The organism is Micromonospora sp. LH3U1, from assembly GCF_028475105.1.
Taxonomy (GTDB): Bacteria; Actinomycetota; Actinomycetes; order Mycobacteriales; family Micromonosporaceae; genus Micromonospora.
The window spans coordinates 1,231,096-1,247,027 of the sequence record NZ_CP116936.1; the positions used below are offsets into that span (position 1 = coordinate 1,231,096).

The 15,932-nt window shown below is 71.3% G+C and carries 14 protein-coding genes; 8 read left to right on the forward strand and 6 right to left on the reverse strand.

Going from position 1 to position 15,932, the window contains the following annotated elements; all coding sequences use genetic code 11:
• The first annotated feature begins 29 nt into the window (after positions 1-29).
• The 3 genes from PCA76_RS05725 to PCA76_RS05735 all read left to right on the forward strand — a co-directional run bounded on the left by PCA76_RS05725 (position 30) and on the right by PCA76_RS05735 (position 2,064).
• Positions 30-818, forward strand: a complete 789-nt coding sequence (locus PCA76_RS05725; protein ID WP_272615806.1) for an aldo/keto reductase — start codon at positions 30-32, stop codon at positions 816-818.
• Positions 819-943: 125 nt separating this feature from the next.
• Positions 944-1,096, forward strand: coding sequence for a hypothetical protein (locus tag PCA76_RS05730; protein WP_272615808.1), 153 nt, complete (start codon positions 944-946; stop codon positions 1,094-1,096).
• Positions 1,096-2,064, forward strand: coding sequence for a golvesin C-terminal-like domain-containing protein (locus tag PCA76_RS05735; protein ID WP_272615809.1), 969 nt, complete (start codon positions 1,096-1,098; stop codon positions 2,062-2,064). The genes PCA76_RS05730 and PCA76_RS05735 overlap by 1 nt, the downstream gene beginning before the upstream one ends.
• 163 nt (positions 2,065-2,227) lie before the next feature.
• Here the strand turns inward: PCA76_RS05735 and PCA76_RS05740 are convergent, their stop codons facing one another.
• On the reverse strand, positions 2,228-3,367 hold the full coding sequence (locus tag PCA76_RS05740) for a GH12 family glycosyl hydrolase domain-containing protein (protein ID WP_272615811.1): 1,140 nt from the start codon (positions 3,365-3,367) through the stop codon (positions 2,228-2,230).
• 305 nt (positions 3,368-3,672) lie between these two features.
• Between PCA76_RS05740 and PCA76_RS05745 the strand changes: the two genes are divergently transcribed.
• A complete protein-coding gene (locus PCA76_RS05745; RefSeq protein ID WP_272615813.1) occupies positions 3,673-4,779 on the forward strand; it encodes an FAD-dependent monooxygenase in 1,107 nt (368 codons plus the stop codon).
• 130 nt (positions 4,780-4,909) lie between these two features.
• A complete protein-coding gene (ctaD, locus tag PCA76_RS05750; protein ID WP_272615814.1) occupies positions 4,910-6,670 on the forward strand; it encodes an aa3-type cytochrome oxidase subunit I in 1,761 nt (586 codons plus the stop codon).
• Here the strand turns inward: ctaD and PCA76_RS32770 are convergent.
• The 5 genes from PCA76_RS32770 to PCA76_RS05770 form a co-directional block, all read right to left on the reverse strand.
• Complete coding sequence (locus PCA76_RS32770) at positions 6,631-7,206, reverse strand: pentapeptide repeat-containing protein (protein ID WP_442930244.1); 576 nt, start codon at positions 7,204-7,206, stop codon at positions 6,631-6,633. The two genes, ctaD and PCA76_RS32770, sit on opposite strands and share 40 nt — an antisense overlap.
• Before the next feature lie 104 nt (positions 7,207-7,310).
• Positions 7,311-8,561, reverse strand: a complete 1,251-nt coding sequence (locus PCA76_RS05755) for an MFS transporter (RefSeq protein WP_272615816.1) — start codon at positions 8,559-8,561, stop codon at positions 7,311-7,313.
• Positions 8,562-8,601: 40 nt separating this feature from the next.
• On the reverse strand, positions 8,602-9,183 hold the full coding sequence (locus tag PCA76_RS05760; RefSeq protein WP_272615818.1) for an isochorismatase family protein: 582 nt from the start codon (positions 9,181-9,183) through the stop codon (positions 8,602-8,604).
• Positions 9,184-9,232: 49 nt separating this feature from the next.
• Positions 9,233-10,519: a nicotinate phosphoribosyltransferase gene (locus PCA76_RS05765; RefSeq protein ID WP_272615819.1), complete on the reverse strand. Its 1,287-nt coding sequence runs from the start codon at positions 10,517-10,519 to the stop codon at positions 9,233-9,235.
• A 16-nt stretch (positions 10,520-10,535) separates the two neighbouring features.
• Entirely contained in the window at positions 10,536-13,214 is a 2,679-nt protein-coding gene (locus tag PCA76_RS05770) for a LuxR C-terminal-related transcriptional regulator (protein WP_272615821.1), read from the reverse strand.
• Between the two features lie 197 nt (positions 13,215-13,411).
• On the opposite strand from PCA76_RS05770, the gene PCA76_RS05775 reads away from it, so the two are divergent.
• The 3 genes from PCA76_RS05775 to PCA76_RS05785 all read left to right on the forward strand — a co-directional run bounded on the left by PCA76_RS05775 (position 13,412) and on the right by PCA76_RS05785 (position 15,898).
• Complete coding sequence (locus tag PCA76_RS05775; protein ID WP_272615823.1) at positions 13,412-14,962, forward strand: hypothetical protein; 1,551 nt, start codon at positions 13,412-13,414, stop codon at positions 14,960-14,962.
• A gap of 148 nt (positions 14,963-15,110) precedes the next feature.
• On the forward strand, positions 15,111-15,401 hold the full coding sequence (gene clpS, locus PCA76_RS05780) for an ATP-dependent Clp protease adapter ClpS (protein WP_179782374.1): 291 nt from the start codon (positions 15,111-15,113) through the stop codon (positions 15,399-15,401).
• Positions 15,402-15,403: 2 nt separating this feature from the next.
• A complete protein-coding gene (locus tag PCA76_RS05785; RefSeq protein ID WP_272619201.1) occupies positions 15,404-15,898 on the forward strand; it encodes a DUF2017 domain-containing protein in 495 nt (164 codons plus the stop codon).
• Positions 15,899-15,932: the final 34 nt, after the last annotated feature.

A 15,932-nucleotide genomic window follows, 5' to 3' on the forward strand; every position in this document is an offset into this window, starting at 1 on the left:
CGGGGGCTCGGCGGGGTAGAACGGACCTCATGGACCTCACCGACCAGCCCGCCGCCCTGCTCCCCGGTGACGTGCGGATGCCCCTGCTCGGCTTCGGCACCTGGCAGGCCACCGGCCAGGCCGGTTACGAGGCGGTGCTGGCCGCGCTCGACACCGGCTACCGGCACGTCGACACCGCCACCGTGTACGGCAACGAGCGGGAGGTCGGCCGGGCGGTGCAGGAGAGCGGGCTGCGCCGCGAGGACGTCTTCATCACCACCAAGCTCCCGCCGAACCGGGTGGGCCAGGAGCGCGCGACGTTGGAGGCCAGCCTGGAGGCGCTCGGCGTCGACCAGGTGGACCTCTGGTTGATCCACTGGCCGCCGTCGTCGCCAGCGGACAGCATCCCGCTGTGGCGCGAGCTGCTGTCCGCCCGGGACGAGAACCTGACCCGGGCGGTCGGCGTCAGCAACTACAGCACCGGGCAGATCGATGAGCTGATCCAGTCGACCGAGGAGAACCCGGCGGTCAACCAGATCGAGTGGAGTCCGGCGTTGTACGACCGGCAGCGGCACGCCGAGCACCGGGACCGGGGCGTGGTGCTGGAGGGTTACAGCCCGTTCAAGACCAGTGACCTCAGTGACCCGGTGCTGACCAGGATCGCGGGGGCACACGGCGTCTCCCCGGCGCAGGTGGTGCTGCGCTGGCACATCGACCACGAGATCGTGGCGATACCCAAGTCGGTGACCCCGGAGCGGATCACCGCCAACTTCGACGTCTTCCACTTCTCGCTCACGGCGGAGGAGATGCGCGACATCGACGCGCTCGGCGGCACCTGAGTCGGCGGTTTCCTTCAGCTAGAGCCTCGGCGCTGAAGGGTATCGACATCGACGTTCATGACGGTATACCGTGCCCGTCATCACGTTCGTCGATTCGTTCGAACCCGCCTCGCTGGAGGATCGCCATGGCCCGATCACCATCCATCCGTCTGCGCCGCCGCGGGGTCCTCGGCATCCCCGCCCTAGTGGCCGCCGCGCTGACCGTCGTCGCCCGACCCGCCTCGGCCAGCGCCGCGCCGAAGGCCGAGTGCCTCGCCGACCTGCTCCAGGACGCCTGATGGCCACCATTCCCTGGCTGGTGGACGTGCTGCGCGCCGCCGGAGTCCAGGTCGTCGTCGAGGGTGACTGGCTCAACCGGATGCGGCCGGGTTCCTTCGACCCGATCGGGGTGCTCTGGCACCACACGGCCGCGACGTCCAGCGCCAGCAACCCGCACCCGGCGCTCGGCATCTGCATCAACGGCCGGTCGGATCTGGCCGGCCCGCTCTGCCAGGCGCTCGTCGACTACAACGGCGTCTTCCACGTCATCTCGGCCGGCCGGTGCAACCACGCCGGGGCCAGCGGCGGCAGTGGGCCGATCCCGGCCGGGGACGGCAACACCCTGATGATCGGGTGGGAGATCGACTACAACGGCGTCAACCAGGAGATGACCGCCGCGCAGTACAACGCGTCGCTCGCCGCCACCGCCGCCGTCCTCACCCGGCTGGGCCGGGACAGCAGCTACGCCCGGGGGCACCGGGAGACCAGCACCTCCGGCAAGATCGACCCGTCGTTCATCGATCTCAACGTCATGCGCGCCGACGTGGCCGCGAAGATGTCCGGCGGGAACCCTCCGGCGTGGTCCTCCATCGTGGACAACACCACCGCCGGCCGGTTCACCGCCAGCGCCAACTGGGGTGTGTCGACGTACTCGGCGCAGCGGTACGGCGCCGACTACCGGTACGCGGAGCCGGTCGCGGCCAGTGACGCCGCCTGGTACAAGTTCAACGTCCCGGCCACCGCCAACTACCGGGTCGACGCCTGGTGGCCGGCGACCTCCGGATACAACGGTGCCACCCCGTACATCGTCGCCACGACCACCGGCAACCGGACGATCGTCGTCGACCAGCGGGCCACCGGCGGGCAGTGGCGGTCCCTCGGCACGTTCACGCTGCCGGCTGGGGACGCCAACCGGGTGGCGGTGAGCCGGTGGAGCAGCACCACCGGCCTGGTCGTCGCCGACGCCGTACGCCTCACCCGCGTCTGACCCCGCCGCCCGCCGCGGCTTGACCCGCCCGTCCTGACTTGATCGACTCGACTTCCCGGAAGTCGGGGTGTCCCACGCGCGAGGATGCCCCGACTTCAAGGAACCCGAGTGGATCTTTTGAGTGGTGGGGGCGCGACCGAATGGTCACGCCCCCACCGTCAGTTCAGGAGCGGGAGCAGGTGGCCCCGTTGAGCGTGAAGCTGGTCGGTGACGAGTACGCCCCGCTCAGCGTCCCCTGATACCCGAAGCTGGCCGTGCCGCCGGGTGGGACGGACCCGTTGTGGCTGACGTTCCGCGCGGTCACCGTGGACCCGCTCTGGCTCACCGTGGCGTTCCACGAGTTGGTGACCTGCTGCCCGCTGGGCAGGCTGTAGGTCAACGTCCAACCGTTGATCGGGCTGGACCCGGTGTTGGTGATCTGCACGTCGGCCGTGAAGCCGCTGTTCCACGAGTTCGGCGTGTACTTCACCGCGCACCCGGCACCGCCCGGCGGCGGGGTGGTCGGGGGCGGGGTGGTCGGCGGCGGGGTGGTGGGCGGAGTGCCGCCGCCGTTGACCGCAGCCGAGAACGAGGTCACCGCCAGGCCGACGCCACCCTGCCAGGGCTCGAAACCGGCCTGGATGCTGGTCAGGTACCAACTGTTGGTGATCGCGCCCCGGTTACGGACATCGTTGATGAAATCCAGCACACTGAAGTTCAGGCTGGAGATCGCGGACGGCGCGACGTAGGAGATGACGTTGTTTCCGCCGTTGTTGCCCCGCCAGACCTCCCAGGTCCGGCCGGCCAGGTTGGTCGTGCCGACCACCGAGCCGATGGGCTGGATCGGGCCCTGCCGGTTGAGCCAGATCATGATCTCCATCTGGTTCACCCCGTCCCGCTTGGGCGACGGGTCCAGCCAGATGTCGTACGACGCGTTGTAGGTGGCGCCGCTGACATAGCGGTAGGAGATGCTGCTGGTGGCGCTGCTGATCTGGCTCACCTGGATCGGCAGGTTCGTGCCGGGGGAGCAGTTGGTGTAGTGACATCCGAAGAAGACCGAGGGGTACGCCGTGGGCGCCCCGTTGGTGGGGCTGCTGCCGTTCAGGGTGGTGATCTCGAAGCCGGTGCCGGTGACGTTGATGCACTGCTGGGCGGTCGTGCCCCAACGGTTGTTCTGCACCACGTACCGGCTCTGGATGACGGCCGAGCCGTACTGTTCGCAGATCTGGGTGTCGGCGGAGGCGTTGCCGCCGAGCGCTACGGCGACGAGCGAGCCGCTGAGCAGCAGGCCGGCGGCGACCAGAGCCCGAAGTGGACGTTTCATGACGCTCCTTGACTGCGGCGCATGCCCGGGCGCCGGACGGTGGTGGGGGGCAGTGCGGGAGCGCTCCCACGCTCAACGACACATTTACATGTCTGATATCGCGGCGCAACCGTACGCGTCAAACTGGTGAATTGTGAGGATTGCCATTCCCCCGCCGGACGGGCGACGGAGGACGGCCAGCTAAGCGGCGCGGGCCGCCGACGAGCGGCTATGGGCGGGCCGATCGGGCCTGGTGTGCGCCGATCGCTCCGAGTAGCGTGTTGCCTCCAACGCGTGCCGCTCCCCCTCCGGAGGCGTTAACCACCATGGGTGGCTCCCCCCTGCGCATCCTCGTCGTCGGCGCGGGCATCGCCGGTTTGGCCGTGGCCCGGGCGCTGCGCCTGGCGGGCTTCCGGCCCGACGTCACGGACAAGCTGCCACCGGGGGAGTCCACCGAAACCGGTCTCTACCTGCCCGGCAATGCCGCCCGGGCGCTGCACGGGCTCGACCTGCACGACCCGGTTCGTCCGCTCGGGCAGGTGATCCACCGGCAGCGGTTCTTCGACGCGGCTGGCGTGCAACTCTGCGAGGTCGACCTCGACACCCTCTGGGCCGGCGTCGGCGAATGCCGGGCGTTGCCTCGGGCCGACCTGCACCGGGTGCTGCTCAGCGGCGCCGGTGGCGCCGTCCGGCACGGAGCTGAGGTCCGCACCCTGGACCTGCTTCCGGGCGCGGTCGGCGTCACCTTCACCGACGGCACCACCACCGAGTACGACCTGGTCATCGGCGCCGACGGGCCGCGCTCCTCGGTCCGCGCGCTGGCCGCGCTCGGCGGGCCGCCTCGCCCGGTCGGGCAGGTGGTCTACCGGGCCGTGCTGCGCGACGGCCCACGGGTCACCGAGTGGACCGCCCTGCTCGGCCAGCGCTCCGGTTTCCTGATGGTGCCGATCGGTGCGGGGCGGCTGCACCTCTACGCCGACGAGGCCGGCACCGAGGAGCCCGCCGAACCACTGGCCCGGCTCCGCGAACTCTTCGCCGACTACCGCGGTCCCGTGCCCGAGGTGCTGGCGGCACTCGACGAGGTACACGTCGGAATCACCGACGAGGTGGAGTTGGGCCGCTGGTACCGGGGGCGGATCCTGCTTGTCGGGGACGCCGCGCACGCCACCGCGCCGACGCTGTCCCAGGGCGCGGCCATGGCGCTGGAGGACGCCGTGGTGTTGGCCGAGTCGCTGCACGCCGCCAGCAGCGTCGAGGCAGCACTCGTGGCGTACGAGAGTCGTCGCCGTCCGCGTACCCGATGGGTGCGGGACCGGACCCGGGACCGCAACCGGACGAGGGACGTGCCGCCGGCGCTGCGCGACCCGGTGCTGCGCGGACGCGGCGGCCGAATCTTCGGTGAGCACTACCGCCTACTGCTCGGCCCGCTGTAGCCCCGTTGGAGATCGTGTCACGCCACCCCACGCGGCGTTGCGACCTGCCGGGGACTATCCTCCTTGCGGATGACGGCCCGCCGATAACCAGCGTGTGCCGAGCGGGACAACCGAGAACCGGAGGCCACTCGTGACCACCGTCGCACCCAAGCCGGTCGTGACCCGGCCCTGGCCGGTCCGGGAGCCGGTCAAGGGGTCGGCCATCGCGCGGCTGCTGCGAACCACGGACGCGAAGCAGATCGGGATCATGTACATGATCACCGCGTTCGTGTTCTTCATGATCGGTGGCCTGATGGCCCTGATCATGCGGGCTGAGCTGGCCCGACCCGGGCTGCAGTTCCTGTCGCCTGAGCAGTACAACCAGCTCTTCACGATGCACGGCACGATCATGTTGCTGTTCTTCGCGACGCCGATCGTGTTCGCCTTCGCGAACTACATCGTGCCGATCCAGATCGGCGCGCCCGACGTTTCCTTCCCCCGGCTGAACAGCTTCGCCTACTGGCTGTACCTGTTCGGCGGCACGATGGCGACCGCCGGGTTCATCACCCCGGGTGGCGCGGCTGACTTCGGCTGGTTCGCGTACGCGCCGTTGAGCAGCGTGGAGCACTCGCCCGGCGTCGGCGCCAACATGTGGATCATGGGTCTGGCCATCTCCGGCCTGGGCACGATCCTCGGCGCGGTGAACATGATCACCACGGTGCTGACCCTGCGCGCGCCCGGCATGACCATGTTCCGGATGCCGATCTTCACGTGGAACATCCTGGTCACCAGCCTGCTGGTGATCCTGGTCTTCCCGCTGCTGGCCGCCGCGCTGTTCGCGCTCGCCGCGGACCGCATCCTCGGCGCCCACGTGTACGACCCGGCAACCGGTGGGCCGATGCTCTGGCAGCACCTGTTCTGGTTCTTCGGGCACCCCGAGGTGTACATCGTCGCGCTGCCGTTCTTCGGCATCATCAGCGAGGTCATCCCGGTCTTCTCCCGCAAGCCGATCTTCGGTTACAAGGGTCTGGTCGCCGCGACCGTCGCGATCGCCGCGCTCTCCATGAGCGTCTGGGCGCACCACATGTTCGCCACCGGCCAGGTGCTGCTGCCGTTCTTCAGCTTCCTGAGCTACCTGATCGCCGTGCCGACCGGTATGAAGTTCTTCAACTGGATCGGCACCATGTGGCGGGGCCAGATCAGCTTCGAGACACCCATGCTCTGGGCGATCGGCTTCCTGGTCACGTTCCTCTTCGGTGGTCTCACCGGTGTGCTGCTGGCCAGCCCGCCGATCGACTTCCACGTGTCGGACTCGTACTTCGTGGTGGCGCACTTCCACTACGTGCTCTTCGGCACCATCGTGTTCGCGGTCTTCGCCGGCATCTACTTCTGGTTCCCGAAGATGTTCGGCCGAATGCTCGACGAGCGCCTGGGCAAGGTGCACTTCTGGCTCACCATGATCGGCTTCCACACCACGTTCCTGGTGCAGCACTGGCTCGGCAACGAGGGCATGCCTCGCCGGTACGCCGACTACCTGCCCAGTGACGGCTTCACCACACTGAACATGATCTCCACGATCGGCGCGTTCATCACCGGTATCTCGACGCTGCCGTTCATCTACAACTGCTGGAAGTCGTACAAGACCGGCCCGGTGGTCGAAGTGAACGACCCCTGGGGTCACGGCAACTCCCTGGAGTGGGCGACCAGCAGCCCGCCGCCGCTGCGCAACTTCGACAAGATGCCCCGCATCCGCTCCGAGCGGCCGGCGTTCGACGCGAAGTTCCCCGAACTGGCCGCCGGCGGCCAGAGCGTGGCCGGCCCGCCGGAGGGTGGCGCCAAGCCGCTCACCAGCGAGTCGGACGGCGGTGCCAGCTACCGCGAGGACACTGCCAGCGACGTCGACCGGCACTGACCCACAAGCTCAGCAGTACGACGGGCGCCGCCCCCGGGACCACCGGGAGCGGCGCCCGTCCCCATCTCCGGCCCCTGCCACTCCGCGTCCCACCCCCAACCCCCGACCGCGTCGGCCCCGACCGCGTCGGCCCCGACCGCGTCGGCCCCGACCGCGTCGGCCCCGACCGCGTCGGCCCCGACCGCGTCGGCCCCGACCGCGTCGGCCCCGACCGCGTCGGCCCCGACCGCGTCGGCCCCGACCGCGTCGGCCCCGACCGCGTCGGCCCCGACCGCGTCGGCCCCGACCGCGTCGGCCCCGACCGCGTCGGCCCCGACCGCGTCGGCCCCGACCGCGTCGGCCCCGACCGCGTCGGCCCCGACCGCGTCGGCCCCGACCGCGTCGGCCCCGACCGCGTCGGCCCCGACCGCGTCGGCCCCGACCGCGTCGGCCCCGACCGCGTCGGCCCCGACCGCGTCGGCCCCGACCGCGTCGGCCCCGACCGCGTCGGCCCCGACCGCGTCGGCCCCGACCGCGTCGGCCCCGACCGCGTTGATCTAGGGCAGATGGTCGTGGGTAGAGATCACTTGACAGCGATCTGCCCTAGATCGACGCGGGGTGGGGTGGGGTGGGGTGGGTGGGTGGGTGCGGCGGGCCGGTGTTAGCGGGCGGTGGGGGTTAGGTCTGCTTCGGTGGGCGTCGGTAGGGCGGGCTCTGCGGTGTTGCGGCGGCGGCGCAGCTCGATCGGGAGCACCACCAGGGTGACCAGTGCGCCGAGCGCGCCGGTGACCACGAAGCCCCAGAGCGGCGTGCTGGCGTCGATCACCGCGCCGGCGAGCGGCGCGCCGATCGCGATGCCGACGGTGACCGCAGACCCGTGCAGGCCCATCGCCTCACCGCGTACCTCGGCCGGAACCAGGCGGCTGACCGCGTCTGATCCGGCCGCGATGGTCGGCGCGCAGAGCGCGCCGGCCGGGATCAGCGCCAGGCACAGCAGCCACCAGTGCGCTCCGCCCAGCCCGACCGGGATGGTGCACAGTGCGAGTGCGGCGGTCAGTGCCAGCGGGGAGAACGAGCGGTGGACTGCCCCGTAGGCGAACCCGCCGGCCAGTGAGGCGACCGCCCAGATGGCCAGCACCGCGCCGGTCCAGCCGACTTCGCCGCTGGCACGCAGCACGGCGACCACCGCCACGTCGGTGCCGCCGAGCACCAGGGTCGCGGCGGCGCTGAGCGCCAGGACGGCGAGCAGTCGGGGCGTCAGCCACTCCCGGCGCGGCACCCGGCGCCGTGGGCCGGTGGGCTCGGCGGCACCGCGGATCGGTGGGTTGACCAGCCACAGGGCGATGCCGGCGGCGACGATGCCGCCGCCGACCAGGTACATGGTGGTCTGCGCGGAGATCGCGGTGACCAGGGCCACGGCCAACGCCGGGCCGATCATGAAGGACAGCTCCACCGACATCGAGTCCAGTGCGTACGCCGGGCGGCGTTGGTCCTCCGGGACCAGCGCGGCGATCGACTGACGGACCACGGAGAAGATGGGCAGGGCCAGGGAGCCGGCCACGAAGGCGGCGGGCAGCAACAGGGGGTACGGCAGCGAGGGCGCGGTGGACCAGAAGATCGCCTCGGCGATGCCGGTGAGCACCAGAACCGGGCGTAGGCCACGCCGGTCCACCAGTCGGCCGAGTAGCGGCCCACCGATCGCCGCGCCCACGGTGATGGCCGCACCCACCAGGCCAGCGGCCCCATAGCCTCGATCAAGGTCGAACACCACGTGGAAGGTGAGCGTCACCCCGGTCGCGGTGAGCGGGATGCGGGCGAGGACGGCGACCAGCAGCAGCGACCGCAGGCCGGGCAGGGCGAGCGCGCGCCGGTAAGGCTTCATGTTCACGTGGGTCCGTACCTCCGGCGCCATCCTCGACTGGCGGGGGTCCGATGGCCAACCAATTACGCTCTCATGCGGCCCTGATCACAGGCTGGCCGTGCAGGGTCACCCCGGCACCGTCCATGGCGCGGAGTGCCACGTCGGTGGTCGCCGGAGCGACCGCGGCGGTCAACTCAAGCAGGACGGTGGTGGCGAAACCCTCCCGGGCGGCGTCCAGCGCGGTCGCCCGGATGCAGTGGTCGGTGGCGATGCCGACCACGTCGACCTGATCCACGTCGTGCCGGCGCAGCCAGTCGGCCAGGCACTCGCCGTCGTCGGCGTGCCCCTCGAACCCGGAGTACGCCGCCGCGTGCTCGCCCTTGTGGAAGATCGCCTCGACCCGACCAGTGTCCAGATCAGGGTGGAATTCCGAGCCGCTGGTGCCGACCACGCAGTGCCGGGGCCAGGACTCCACGAAGTCGGGCGGATCGCCGAAATGCGCACCGGGGTCGACGTGGTAGTCCTTGGTGGCGACCACGTGCGCCCACCGGTCCGGCTCGGAGGTGAGCAGCCGGGAGATGCCGGCGGCCACCCCCGCGCCGCCCACGACGGCCAGCGAGCCGCCCTCACAGAAGTCGTTCTGCACGTCCACGATGATCAGAGCGTTGGCCATTGGGGGATCCTTCTCCTCGTGGTCGGTCTGGGCGGAGTCCTGGACGAGTTCAGTCGGCGGGTACGACGGTGACCGGCACGGCCGGGTCGCCGGCCGAGAGCTTCAGCCCCTCCCACGGGATGGAGATCAGGCATTCGCGCAGGTGCTCACGGGACTCGTCGAGGGTGGGCAGCGACACGGGCTCGCCGGCGACCACGAACGAGTGCTGGAGCATGCGGTCGTTGGGCTGCCGGTCCGGCACGCCCTGCGGGACGATGATCTCCTCGGTGGCGGTGCCGGTCGGCTTGTGTCGACGAACCGCGACCTTCCGGCCGCCGATGGTCGCCTTGTGCTCGGAGCGCTTCACCACCGGCCGTCCCTCGACCTCGACGAGCTTGTAGACCAGTCCGGCGGTCGGCGCACCTGAGCCGGTGACCACGGCAGTGCCGGCGCCGTACATGTCGACCGGTTCGGCGGCCAGCGAGGCGATCGCGTACTCGTCCAGGTCACCGGAAACGATGATCTTGGTCTCGGTGGCGCCCAGCGAGTCGAGCAGCTCCCGGGACTGCTGAGCGATGACCGCCAGGTCGCCCGAGTCGATCCGTATCGCCCGTAGCTCTGGCCCGGCCACCGCGATGGCGTTGCGGATGCCCTGGCTGATGTCGTACGTGTCGACCAGCAGCGTGGTGTCCTTGCCCAACGTGGCGACCTGCGAGGCGAACGCCGCCCGCTCGTCGTCATGCAGCAGGGTGAACGCGTGCGCCGCGGTGCCCGCCGTCGGGATGCCGTAGCGCGCGCCGGCGGCGAGGTTGGACGTGAACCGGAACCCGGCCAGGTACGCGGCCCGCGCCGCGGCCACCGCCGCCTCCTCGTGCGCCCGACGCGACCCCATCTCGATCAGCGCCCGGCCCCGCGCCGCGGTCACCATCCGCGCCGCCGCTGCGGCCACCGCGCTGTCATGGTTGAGCACGGAGAGCGCCACCGTCTCCAGCACCACGCACTCGGCGAAACCGCCAGAGACGGTCAGGATCGGTGAGCCGGGGAAGAACAGTTCACCCTCGGCGTACCCGTCGATGTCGCCGGTGAAGCGGTAGTCGGTGAGCCAGGCCGCCGCCGCGTCGTCGACCACCCCGGTCCGCAGCAGGAAGTCGACCTCCGTGGGGTCGAATCGGAAGTCGCGGATCAGCTCGATCAGCCGGGCCGTGCCGGCGACCACGCCGTACCGCCGGCCGCTCGGCAACCGGCGGCTGAACACCTCGAAGACACAACGGCGGTCGGCGGTGCCGTCCTTCAGTGCCGCGCTGACCATGGTCAGCTCGTAGTGGTCGGTCAGCAGCGCGGGGCGGTGGGTACTCACCGCCCCAGCCTAAGGTTCAGCTCCGGTCGCTGCCGTCGTGGCCCGGGATAGCGCGCAGCGCGGCCCACAGCTCGGCCCGGCCGGTCACGCCGAGCTTGGCGTAGATCCGCTGGAGGTGGTTCTCCACAGTGCGCGCCGAGAGGTAGAGCCGTTCGGCGATGGCCCGGCTGGGCGCACCGTGCGCGGCGAGACGGGCCACCTGCCACTCCCGCTCGGTGAGCACCGGCGCGCCCGCCTCCAGTGCCGGCGTCCGGATCAGGTCACAGCGCCCGAGCAACCCGGCCAGGCGTTCCCGGGCATCGTTGGCCGCCGCCGAGTGCTCCCGGCGTAACCGCTGCACGGCCTGGGAGGTGGCCTCGGCTGCGTACACGCTCAAATCGAGCGCGGCATAGTCGTCGGCGACCGCGAGCAGATCTGTGGCGGAGTCGGTCACCGCGGCGCGGGCGTGCCGGGCCAGCAGCGGCGGGAGCACCCCGTCGACCCGCTCGGAGAGCTCGGCGAGGCGCTGCGCGACGGTGCGCCGACCACCATCGGAGCAGGTGGGCCCGACCGGCATGCCGGCCTGATCCAGCCGGACGAGATCGTGTAGGACGTGCACCTCGTGCCCGGCGAAACCATCCGACCGCAGCCGGTCCACCAGGTCGCCGAGGTGCTTGACCGCGCCCGGCAGGTCGCCCGACGCGGCGAGCGTCGCACCCCGGGCCTGCTCCAGCCACGGGTAGAGCACGGCCATGCCCGGCGCGTGGGTGCGGTCCGCCTCGGCCATCGCCGCGGCCGCCTGCGCGGCGTCACCGCGCAGCGCCGCCGACTGGGCGCGCTCGGCCTGGGCCAGACCGGCGTAGACCCGGCTGGTGGCCAGCACCGCGCAGGCACCCAGCGAGGCCCGCATGGCCGCGTCGCTCTGCCCGCGCAGCCGGCACGCGTACGCCTGAAGGATGGCCAGGTAGCCGGTGCCGAGCCGGAAGTCCCCGGCACCAGCCAGGTCGGCGAACTCGTCCGCCACGATCGCGTCGATCCCGGCCAGGTCGCCGGTGAGCATGAGCCTGGTGCCCCGGGCCAGCTCCAGGGCCAGTTGCAGGTACGGCATGTCGGTGCGCCAGTTGGCAGCGGCGGAGTGCACCTGGGCGATCGCCTTACCGCTGCGGTTCAGTTGGCCCTGCGCGGCCTGGACATACGCGATGGTGGAACGGGCCAGCTCGCGGGCGGCGACGCCGGCCGCCGGCCGGTCCAGTACGCGTTGGCTGAGCCGCACCGCAGTGTCCGTGTCGAGTCGGTGCAGGCGCATGATCGCTTCGAAGGCGTGCACCCGGGACCGGTCGGCGGAGTCGCTGACCTGCTCGACCCGGCTCGCGATCTCCTCCACCGTGGACTCCCGGCTCAGCCCCCAGTAGCTGACCATCCCGCGCACGGTCAGCCAGCGGCACAGCCGTCGCTCGTCGCCGGGCTCGGGAGTCACCGCGTCGAGGACGTCGATCGCCTCGTCGGGCCGGTCGGCGAACATCAGGATGGTCGCCAGCAGTTCGGCCGCGTCGGAGCCGCCGTCCGCGTTCAGCGCGGCACGCGCCAGGCGGGTGGCCAGCGGCACGTCGTAGCGGGTGAACGCCTGGACCGCGGCGTCCACCAGCAGGGCCGGGTCCTGTGCGGTGCCCGAGTCGAGTCGCCAGACGGCCACCCGCAGCAGGTCGTCGCGGCGGCGCTTGCCGACCTGCTCCAGCAGCTCCGCGAGGTGTGCCTGAAGTCGGCGGGTACGGCTGACCGGGCAGCGTCGGCGCATCACCTCGCCGTAGAGCGGGTGAGCCAACCGGACGTTGGTCCGCCGGTCGTGCTGGACCACGCTGATCAGCCCGCGTTCCTCCGCGGTCTCCACGTCCACCTGGTCGGCGGCCTGCTTGAGCAGGTGCAGGCCGAGTGGTTCGCCGAACGCCACCAGCTCGACGACCGCGCGGACGCCGTCGGTGAGCTTCCCGACCCGGGTGTCGATCAGGTCGGTCAGGTTGGGCGCCAGCTCCAGTCGCCCGGTCCACTTCCAGATCCCGTAGGTCTGCTTCAACTCCGCGCTGCCGCTGGCGGCGTGCACCAACTCCCGCAGCAGCAGCGGATTTCCTGCCGACAGCCGGCCGAGCCGGTCGGCCGAGTTGTCATCGACCGGGCCGCCCAGGATCGCCGCCAGCAGGCCAGCGGTCTCCGCCTGCGGCATCGGGGTCAGCTCGACGTGCTCGACCAGGTCGTCGGTCCAGAGTGCGCGGATCGGCAGCGGGATCTGCTCGCCGTCGCGCAGGGTGCCGACCACGGTAGCGTTCTCCGCGCGGGCGACCAGGTGCACGAGTGCCGCCGAGGGCGGATCGAGCAGGTGGGCATCGTCGATGGCGAGCACGATCCGTCGGCCAGCCGCCTGCTGTTGCAGCACGTTGAGCGCCCAGCGCAGGATGCCGGCGGGGGAGAGGCCCTGAGGCTGCTCGGCGGGGAGGACCTGCACCAGCCCGCCGAACGGCAGCGCGGCGGTGGTGGCGCTGGCCGCGATGGTCCAGATGGCGAACCGGTCGGTGGGCAGGGCGCTGACGCCCTCGCGCAGCAACCGGCTCTTGCCGATGCCCGCGCTGCCGCTGAAGAAGAGCCCTCGGCCAGCCTCGCCGGTGACCGCCGCCAGCAGGCGGTTCAGCTCATCGGTCCGGCCGACGAACCTCCATGGACTCATCCGCGCAGCATATCGATCGGAATCCGTCCGCGCCCGAACCGTCACCCAACGAAGTTGAGTAATCGCACAATTACCGGTGAGTATCCGAGGTGTTCCGCCCGGCTATCGGCCCGCCCGTAGTCTTCCGACATCCGGGTTTCCTCGCCGGAATTTTCAGACGACCGGGCAACCGGTCACCTGCCCTGGGAGGCCGCCTGATGAAGCAGGGCCCTCTCCCCTCGGTCGAGTCGCCGGACGACATGGCCAGCCCAACCGACCTGCCCAGCTGCGGCCCGCTGCCCACCCGGGTGGGCGTGACCGGCCCCGGCCCGGAGGAGCCGCTCGGCGTGGTGGCCGTCGGCCCGGCCGGTGCCGAGCGGCGCGCCGTGCTCGCCACCCTGCTGGGGCTCGACCCGGTCATGCTCACCGTGCCGGCGGGCAGTTGGTTGGTGGTGCGCGACGCCAAGGTGCCCACCCGGGCGGCGTTCGTGCCGGGTTACCGGCTGCCGCACTCGTATGGCGCGGACCGAGACGCCGCCGGCCCGGCACTGGCCCGTCCGCCCCGGCGGGTCGAGCTGAGCGTGCCGGAGCCACTGTTGCGGCACTTCACCCTCATCGACGTTCCGGACACCGTCACGCTCGGCCTGGCCGGCAACCGGGTGCTGCTCGACGCGGTGGGCCGAGCCGGTGCGCTGCTCTTCGTGATCGCCGCCGACCAGGCGTTCACCGCCGCTGAGCTGAACCTGCTCGCCGAGGTCGCCCCGACCTCGGTGGAGGTCGTCTTCGCGGTCACCCCCGGTGCGGCGGGTTGGGCCCCGCTGACCGACGGCGCGGCGACTACGGAGGGCGCGGGGGCGTCCGTCCCGTCGGCCGGCAGTGGCGCCACAGAGATGGATGCGGCCGCGGTGACCGTTGCGGCGCACCGGGCGGCGCTACTGGCCGCGGTGCCGTCACTGGCCGGAGCGCGGTGGTGCCCGGTCGACGACGCCGAGTCCGCCGCCGACCTGCGGCGGACTCTGGTGGGTTGGTCGTCGCGTGAGGGGTTGCAGCGGGCCAGCGTCGACCCACCGGTGCTGCCAGGCCAGCACGGCCGGGTCGTGGTGGCCGCCGACCCGGGGGACTGGTCCGAGCGGCTCGACCGGCACACCCGCTCGTGTGCGCAGCGGATCCGCCAGCACCTCGCATTGGAACTGGCGAACATCCACCTGCGGGCAGTCCAGGAGATCGTGTTCGGGGTCGGTTGCGCGGGCCTACCGGACCTACTGGACCGGGAGATGGCGGCGTTGTCGCTGTTGGCCACCGCGCAGTGCGACCAGGCGGTGCGCGGCATCATGGCCGACGTCGCGACCCGGGTGCTCGGCGCGCCGCCGACCGAAGGTGTGCGACGGCGGATCGCCACCGCCGTGCAGTACGGTCTGGCCGATCACCGGCCCGGCCACGAGCTGGACAAGGTTCTGCTCATCACCAGCACCGCGGGGGTGGCCGGCCTGACCGGCCCGGACGCCATCGATGCTCTTGCCAGCTATCCGACGGCGTCCCGCGACGAGGTGCTCCCGCCGGTCGCGGTGGCGCTCTCCGGCGGGTGCTGGCAGCAGTGGCGTACGCCCGGCAACGACGACCACAGCGCAGCGCGGGCCTGGTCCCAGCGGGCGGTGCGCGAGGTCGAGTTGGGGTTGTCCCGGGAGATCTCCCGACGGTTCGAGGTGATCCGCCTCTCGCTGGGCGCGGTGCTCTCCGATGCAATCGATCACGGCATCCTGCTCGCCTGACGGCGTGGCCGCTCCTCGGTCCGGGTCCGCACCGCACCGCGCGTCCGATGACGTCCGGGGCGGGTCGGGGGTGCCCGGGGTGGGCGATCCACGCCGGGCCGGCGTTCCGGTTCCTCGGTTCCGGGAAACCGGTGGCACGATGGGGGGCATGGCGGCTCCGCAGGTTGCACCGGTCGAGACGCCGGCCACTGATGAGGTGCCGGCGTCCGACCGGCAGTGGGTGACGATCGTGTGGGACGACCCGGTCAATCTGATGACGTACGTGACCTGGGTCTTTCAGAAGCTTTTCGGCTACAGCCGGGAGAGGGCCGAGCAACTGATGCTGGACGTGCATCACAAGGGCCGTGCCGTGGTCTCCACCGGTGCCCGGGAGCGGATGGAGCACGACGCGTCGCAGCTGCACGCGTACGGGCTGTGGGCGACGGTGGACCGATCGTGAGCATGTTCCGTCGCCAGGCCGGCCGCTACGTCGCCACCTTCGCCGTCGACGAGGTGCGGGTGCTGCGCAAGGTCGCCTCCGAGGTGGTCGGCCTGCTCACCGATGGCTTCGACCACACCGACCCGGTCGTGGGTCGGCTCTTCCCGGCGGTCTATCCGCAGGACGCTCCCGGCACGGCCGAGTTCCGCCGCTACACCGAGGGCGACCTGAAGACCGGGAAGATCGATCAGGCGGGGGCGATCCTTGCCGCGCTGCCCGACGATGCCGGCGGTGAGGTGCGGTTGGACGCCGAGGCGGCCGAGGCGTGGTTGCGGGCGCTGAACGACGCCCGCCTCGCGATGGGCGTCCGACTGGAGATCAAAGACGGCACGGACCTGGGTGAGGAGTTGGACGACGCGGTCGCTGACGACCCGGGTTCCAGCCGGGTGTTCCAGCTTTCGGTCTACGCGTACCTCGGGTATTTGCAGGAATCGCTGCTCAACGCCTTGATCGACTAAGCGTGACCGGCACCACTTCGGTCCGTGCTCATCA

Coding starts and splice junctions, on each gene's coding strand:
- PCA76_RS05725 (WP_272615806.1), top strand. CDS start 30: ATGGACCTCACCGACCAGCCCGCCGCCCTGCTCCCCGGTGACGTGCGG.
- PCA76_RS05730 (WP_272615808.1), top strand. CDS start 944: ATGGCCCGATCACCATCCATCCGTCTGCGCCGCCGCGGGGTCCTCGGC.
- PCA76_RS05735 (WP_272615809.1), top strand. CDS start 1,096: ATGGCCACCATTCCCTGGCTGGTGGACGTGCTGCGCGCCGCCGGAGTC.
- PCA76_RS05740 (WP_272615811.1), bottom strand. CDS start 3,367: ATGAAACGTCCACTTCGGGCTCTGGTCGCCGCCGGCCTGCTGCTCAGC.
- PCA76_RS05745 (WP_272615813.1), top strand. CDS start 3,673: ATGGGTGGCTCCCCCCTGCGCATCCTCGTCGTCGGCGCGGGCATCGCC.
- PCA76_RS05755 (WP_272615816.1), bottom strand. CDS start 8,561: ATGGCGCCGGAGGTACGGACCCACGTGAACATGAAGCCTTACCGGCGC.
- PCA76_RS05760 (WP_272615818.1), bottom strand. CDS start 9,183: ATGGCCAACGCTCTGATCATCGTGGACGTGCAGAACGACTTCTGTGAG.
- PCA76_RS05770 (WP_272615821.1), bottom strand. CDS start 13,214: ATGAGTCCATGGAGGTTCGTCGGCCGGACCGATGAGCTGAACCGCCTG.
- PCA76_RS05775 (WP_272615823.1), top strand. CDS start 13,412: ATGAAGCAGGGCCCTCTCCCCTCGGTCGAGTCGCCGGACGACATGGCC.
- clpS (WP_179782374.1), top strand. CDS start 15,111: ATGGCGGCTCCGCAGGTTGCACCGGTCGAGACGCCGGCCACTGATGAG.
- PCA76_RS05785 (WP_272619201.1), top strand. CDS start 15,404: ATGTTCCGTCGCCAGGCCGGCCGCTACGTCGCCACCTTCGCCGTCGAC.